General features: G+C 62.1%; 8 protein-coding genes and 1 pseudogene. 6 read left to right on the top strand and 3 right to left on the bottom strand.

Annotation, left to right across the window (positions count from 1 at the left end):
* A pseudogene (locus EOA36_RS38450) lies at window positions 1–113 on the top strand (DUF1697 domain-containing protein); the annotation flags it as partial.
* A gap of 46 nt (window positions 114–159) precedes the next feature.
* On the opposite strand, the gene EOA36_RS26305 reads toward EOA36_RS38450, so the two are convergent.
* Window positions 160–453, bottom strand: a complete 294-nt coding sequence (locus EOA36_RS26305) for a DUF2218 domain-containing protein (protein ID WP_127280046.1) — start codon at window positions 451–453, stop codon at window positions 160–162.
* A gap of 132 nt (window positions 454–585) precedes the next feature.
* The gene (gloA, locus tag EOA36_RS26300; protein ID WP_127280045.1) at window positions 586–1,026 is read right to left on the bottom strand and encodes a lactoylglutathione lyase; all 441 of its coding nucleotides are present in this window, start codon (window positions 1,024–1,026) and stop codon (window positions 586–588) included.
* Window positions 1,027–1,243: 217 nt separating this feature from the next.
* Here gloA and EOA36_RS26295 point away from each other — a divergent pair, with 217 nt between their 5' ends.
* Genes EOA36_RS26295 through EOA36_RS26285 form a run of 3 tightly spaced genes read left to right on the top strand, consistent with a single transcriptional unit; the run spans window position 1,244 to window position 3,215 of the window.
* Window positions 1,244–1,840 (top strand): cold-shock protein, encoded by a 597-nt coding sequence (locus EOA36_RS26295; protein ID WP_127280047.1) that lies wholly within the window; start codon window positions 1,244–1,246, stop codon window positions 1,838–1,840.
* Between the two features lie 23 nt (window positions 1,841–1,863).
* Complete coding sequence (locus EOA36_RS26290) at window positions 1,864–2,427, top strand: DUF192 domain-containing protein (protein ID WP_127280044.1); 564 nt, start codon at window positions 1,864–1,866, stop codon at window positions 2,425–2,427.
* 20 nt (window positions 2,428–2,447) lie between these two features.
* Window positions 2,448–3,215 carry an alpha/beta hydrolase gene (locus EOA36_RS26285; RefSeq protein WP_189553364.1) on the top strand — a complete coding sequence of 256 codons (768 nt, stop codon included), beginning with the start codon at window positions 2,448–2,450 and terminating at the stop codon, window positions 3,213–3,215.
* Window positions 3,216–3,259: 44 nt separating this feature from the next.
* On the opposite strand, the gene EOA36_RS26280 is transcribed toward EOA36_RS26285, so the two are convergent.
* The gene (locus EOA36_RS26280; protein ID WP_127280042.1) at window positions 3,260–3,856 is read right to left on the bottom strand and encodes a hypothetical protein; all 597 of its coding nucleotides are present in this window, start codon (window positions 3,854–3,856) and stop codon (window positions 3,260–3,262) included.
* A 134-nt stretch (window positions 3,857–3,990) separates the two neighbouring features.
* Here EOA36_RS26280 and cysE point away from each other — a divergent pair, with 134 nt between their 5' ends.
* Together cysE and EOA36_RS26270 are read left to right on the top strand one after the other, a co-directional pair.
* A complete protein-coding gene (cysE, locus tag EOA36_RS26275; protein ID WP_127280041.1) occupies window positions 3,991–4,839 on the top strand; it encodes a serine O-acetyltransferase in 849 nt (282 codons plus the stop codon).
* Between the two features lie 145 nt (window positions 4,840–4,984).
* A complete protein-coding gene (locus EOA36_RS26270) occupies window positions 4,985–5,188 on the top strand; it encodes a DUF3126 family protein (RefSeq protein ID WP_127280040.1) in 204 nt (67 codons plus the stop codon).
* Window positions 5,189–5,384 lie beyond the last annotated feature (196 nt).

Genomic DNA, 5,384 nt, shown 5'->3' with positions numbered 1-5,384 from the left:
AATCGGTATTTGCCAACCTCATTCCACGCATGTTGAAAGTGCCGGGCACTGCCCGTAATTGGCGCTCGGTGCTGGCGCTGCTGGAGATGGCGCGCAAGTCCGATAGCGATTGATCCGGGCGTCTCGCCGGAAATGCGCGGCGGCGACACGCATAACGAACTATGTCGCCTCGGCGCGTTTCCAGTCGAAGGCCAGTTCTTCGCGGAACGCAAAGCGCTTGATGTGGTCGGCAACGACGCTTTCGAGCCGCTCGATGGAAGCGGCTTCGTCGGTCGATACCGTGATGTGCAGCGCTGCCCCGTCGGCGTCCATGACCGTGCGGCCGAGTGAAAGGTCGATGACGCCGTGGTTGGGGTCGAACTCGACGGGAAACTTGTGCGCCCAATGTTTGCACAACTGCTGCAGATAGCGGCTCGCGTGCGCCGTGGCGACATTGGCATGGCTGGTCGGCATGAAGGGGGTTCTCCGAAGCTCAATCTCGTGACGTGGCGCCGCTTTTCGCGGCAGGCGCCACAGCCGGATAGATAGGCACAGCCACGCGAAACACCATGGGAGTGGCCGCCGGCCACTCGAAAAGGTGATCGATTACCAGCTTCCGGTGTTCGCCATCGACGCCCACGGTTCTGCCTTGGCCTTGGCCGGGCCTTTCTGCAGAAGCTCGATGGAGATGCCATCCGGCGACCTGATAAAGGCCATGTTGCCGTCGCGCGGCGGCCGGTTGATGGTGACGCCATTGTCCATCAGTCGCTGGCAGGTGGCGTAGATGTCGTCGACCTCGTAGGCGAGGTGGCCGAAATTGCGCCCGCCCTTATAGTCTTCCGGATCCCAGTTGTAGGTGAGTTCGACCAGCGGCGCCTTGTCGGCGATGCCGCTCTGCTCGTCCTCGGATGCTGCCAGGAAGATCAGCGTGAAGCGGCCCTGCTCGTTTTCATAGCGGCGAACTTCCTTTAGCCCGAGCTTGTTGCAGTAAAAATCGAGCGAGGCATCGACATCGGCGACGCGGACCATGGTGTGCAGATAGCGCATGTGTTTTCCTCGATCTGTTGGGTTGCGGCGCAACATAGGGTCGGCCCGGTCAAAGGGCAATCGTCCGGCGTCAGCCGGCGCCGGCAAAGAACAAATCCGGTATTCCCGCAATGAACCGTGAAAAAAGGCACGTCAGGTCTTGCACACACCGGAAGCCGCGGTGTTAATCTGGTGCCAAGAATCAGTTGCGGTGTTCTTGAATAAAGGGGGCATTCTTATGGGGGAAAAGGCCTCTTTGACGGGGCGGGCCAATACCCTTGGCGACGCCTTGACGCGCGACGAAGGCGACGACGCCGCTGACTTGGCTGAAATCGCCGGCGCCATCAAGTGGTTTGATGTGGCCAAGGGCTATGGCTTCATCCTTCCGGATGACGGTGTTTCGGGCGATATCCTCCTCCATGTGACATGTCTTCGACGGGATGGCTTCCAGACAGCCTTGGAAGGCGCACGCGTGGTCTGCCTTGTGAAGCAGGGCGAGCGCGGGCTGCAGGCCTTCCGCGTGCTTTCCATGGATGTCACCACCGCCGTCCATCCCGCGGAAATGCAGGAACAGCGCACCCATGTCTCGGTGACGCCGGAGAGCGGGCTCGAACGCGCCTTGGTCAAATGGTTCAACCGCACCAAGGGGTTTGGCTTCCTGACGCGCGGCGAGGGGACCGAGGACATTTTCGTCCATATGGAGACCTTGCGGCGCTACGGCATCACCGAGCTTCGGCCGGGGCAGGTCGTGCTTGTCCGTTTCGGCCGCGGTGACAAAGGCCTTATGGCCGCCGAAATTCACCCCGATATGGGCACCTTGCCGGTCTCGCACTAGGGCGATCCGGCCGAGGATTCCATATGACACACAGGAACGGGTTGACGGCGGGCGTGATGTGCGCCGTGGCTGCCGTCATAGTCGCCGCCACCTCATTCTTCTATTTCCAGGTACCCAGCGCGGCCGACGGCCGGGCGATGATCCTTCCAGTCGATCCCGCGCCGCTGGTTGCTGTGACCAAGAATGGCAAACGCTCCTTCTCAATCGAAGTCGCCGATACCGAGGCCGAGCGGGAAGCCGGCCTGATGTTTCGCGAGGATATGGCCGCCAATCATGGCATGCTGTTCGTCTTCGACGAGACGCGCGACGTCAATTTCTGGATGAAGAACACGCCGATGGCGCTCGACCTGATCTTTGTCGGCCAAGACGGCAGGATCCGCGCGATCAAGCAGGGTGAGCCGCAATCCGAGGCGATCGTCTCGCCGGGCGAGCCGGTCCGCTTCGTGCTCGAACTCAAGGCCGGCACGGCCGCCAGGGACGGCATCGCGGATGGCGATCTGCTGCGCCATCCGGCGATAGGCACGGCATCGGGTCCTGGCATGCCGCCCGCGGACAAGGGCGATTCTCCGAACGTCGATTCCGACTGAGCGCCAGGGATCGCCTTCCAATGCAGTTTTTTTCCCATGACGGGTTCGATCTAGCCTTCCTCGACCGCCAACCGGCCTTGGGCGCGGGCGATCCGGTGCTGATGATTCATGGCTTCGCCTCGAGCCACTATGTCAACTGGGTATCGCCCGGCTGGTTCAAGACGCTCAACGATGCCGGCTATCGCGCCATCGCCTTCGACAATCGCGGCCACGGCTCGTCATCCAAGAGTTACGACGAGGCCGATTATACACCCGCGAAAATGGCTTCGGACGCGGCAGCCCTGCTCGATCATCTCGGCATCGAGCGGGCCCATGTCATGGGCTATTCGATGGGCGCGCGCATCGCGGCCTTCCTGGCGCTGTCCGATCCGGACAAGGTGGCGACGCTGGTCTTTGGCGGCCTCGGCATAGGGATGATCGATGGGGTCGGCGATTGGGATCCGATCGCCGCCGCCCTTCTTGCCGAGGATCCGGCTGCGACCACCCATCCGCGCGGCCGCGCTTTTCGCGCCTTCGCCGACCAGACCCGCAGCGACCGCCAGGCGCTTGCCGCCTGCATCGCCACTTCACGGGAATTGCTTGGTGAAGAGGATGTTGCTCGCATCGCACAGCCGACGCTGATCGCGGTTGGTACCACCGACGACATTGGCGGATCGCCGGACGAGCTTGCGGCGCTGATGCCCAATGCCAGGGCCTTCCACATCGAGGGCCGCGACCATATGCTGGCCGTCGGGGACAAGACCTTCAAGCAGCGGGTGCTGGAGTTCTACGCCGAGAATCCGCTTTGAGGCGTCGGTTTCTCGGGATGAGCGCCTCGGATTCCGAAACTAAGCTACGTCAAGGCCTGCAGCGACCGCGCCATGTTCAGCCTTGCCCGCGGTTCGAAGCGCTGGCGAAATTCCTGCGTGTGGAAGATATGCGGTCGGGCAAGGAAGGTCTTCAGCACCGCGCCGCGGCCAGCACGCCACATCGGCTCTTCAACCCAGCCGTATTCACGGCGAACCGCGCGTTCATAGGCATCGAACGCAACTGCGTCAGCGCCCAGGATCGACAGGTCCATATCGAGGAACAGGCTGGCGTCGCGGGTCGCCGCCGCGTTGTCGAACAGCGGCAACTGGTGCGTGGCGGTGGCGAGGATCATCGCGCTGACGCGGCTCAGGCGCCCGGCATCGGTGCGGCCGGCGAGCTTTTGCTCGGCAAGGGCGGCACTTTGCGCCTCATTGTCCTTGGCCCTGCTGTCGTAGATGGCGTCGTGGAACCAGATCGCCGCTTCGACGGCTTCGGGGTCGTCCAGAAGCGTTCGATAGTCGCCGGCCAGCGTTAGCATCGCTTCGATATGGGCGAGGTTGTGGTAATGGCGACGGGCGGCATGGTAGAGGACAGAAAGCTCGGTTTTCAGGGCGTCGTCGATCAAGGGTTCGTTTTCCATGGCTGCTTGAATTCCTGCGAACCAAATCCATTTGACACAGCACTAAGGAAAATTGAGTTCAATCGTGCTATGATCTGGCTTATATGTGCGGCCGGACAAGCAGGCAGACTAGCAGGACGCAGGATGAGACGTCGATGAACAGCATCAGCATTTCCCGTCACGGCGCGTTGCAGCCGGTCGACCCGATCTGGCGTTCGATCCGCGACGAAGCGATGGAAGCGGTCAACCGCGACCCGCTGCTGGCCGCGTTCCTCTATTCGACGATCCTCAACCAGGAAAGCCTGGAAGAGGCGGTCATTCACAGGATCGCGGAGCGGCTTGCCCATCAGGATATCGGCTCCGATCTCATCCGCCAGACCTTCAAGTCGATGCTTGCCGACGACAAGGACTGGCCAACCACGGTGCGCGTCGACATCCAGGCCTATTATGACCGCGACCCGGCTTGCGACCGGTTCATCATGCCGGTGCTCTACTTCAAGGGCTTTCACGCCATCCAGACCCATCGGCTGGCGCATTGGCTGTGGAACCACGGCCGCAAGGATTTCGCGCTCTACCTGCAGAGCCGTTCGTCCGCTGTCTTCCAGACCGATATCAATCCGGCCGCGCGCATCGGCAAGGGCATCTTCATCGATCACGCCACCGGCCTCGTCGTCGGCGAGACGGCGGTCATCGAGGACGACGTGTCGATCCTGCATGGCGTGACGCTGGGCGGCACCGGCAAGGCCGGCGGCGACCGCCATCCCAAGATCCGCTACGGCGTGCTGATTGGCGCCGGCGCCAAGATTCTCGGTAACATCGAAATCGGCCATTGCTCCAAGATTGCCGCCGGGTCGGTGGTGCTGTCGCCTGTGCCGCACAACAAGACAGTCGCCGGCGTGCCGGCCCGCGTGGTTGGTGAGACCGGCTGCGACCAGCCTTCGCGCCAGATGGACCAGCTTCTGCCGTCGCAGAAGATGGATCACGTGATCAGTTTCGATATCTGATTTGCTGGCAGTACCCGCATGATTGCGATTTGCCCGGCGGCACTGCCGCTTCCGGTGCAATAAGACCGGCTTGCCTTTACATCGCCATTGTCGACGTGCCAGAAGCGCCGTTCAAACGAGCAAGCCCGATGATCGGAGAAGACTGTTGAAGCCGGACGAAATCAGAAAGCTGGACGCCTATTTCAAGCGCGTCTTCCAGAACCCCAAGCTGGTGGTCAAGGCGCGGCCGCGCAAGGAAGATTCGGCCGAAGTCTATGTCGGCGACGAGTTCCTCGGCATCGTCTTCAAGGACGAGGACGACGGCGACTACAATTTCTCGATGGCGATCCTCGACATCGACCTGGGCTGAGCCTGCAAGCCACGGCAGGCCGCGTCGAGCGCGGCCGGCCCCGCTTTCAGCCTGTCAATGTCCGGCCTTGAGGATGCGCCCTGCCTCGGCCGAGATCGCCGCGTCGAGCGTCTGCCAGTCGCCGAGGAATTCCCTTGGGAAGCGATAGGTAAGGCTGAGATCGTCCCCGACATGGATGTCCCGCTCGCAAGGAGCC

It is taken from the genome of Mesorhizobium sp. M8A.F.Ca.ET.021.01.1.1 (assembly GCF_003998025.1).
GTDB lineage: Bacteria > Pseudomonadota > Alphaproteobacteria > Rhizobiales > Rhizobiaceae > Mesorhizobium.
This window is presented reverse-complemented; position numbering and strand designations above follow the sequence as displayed.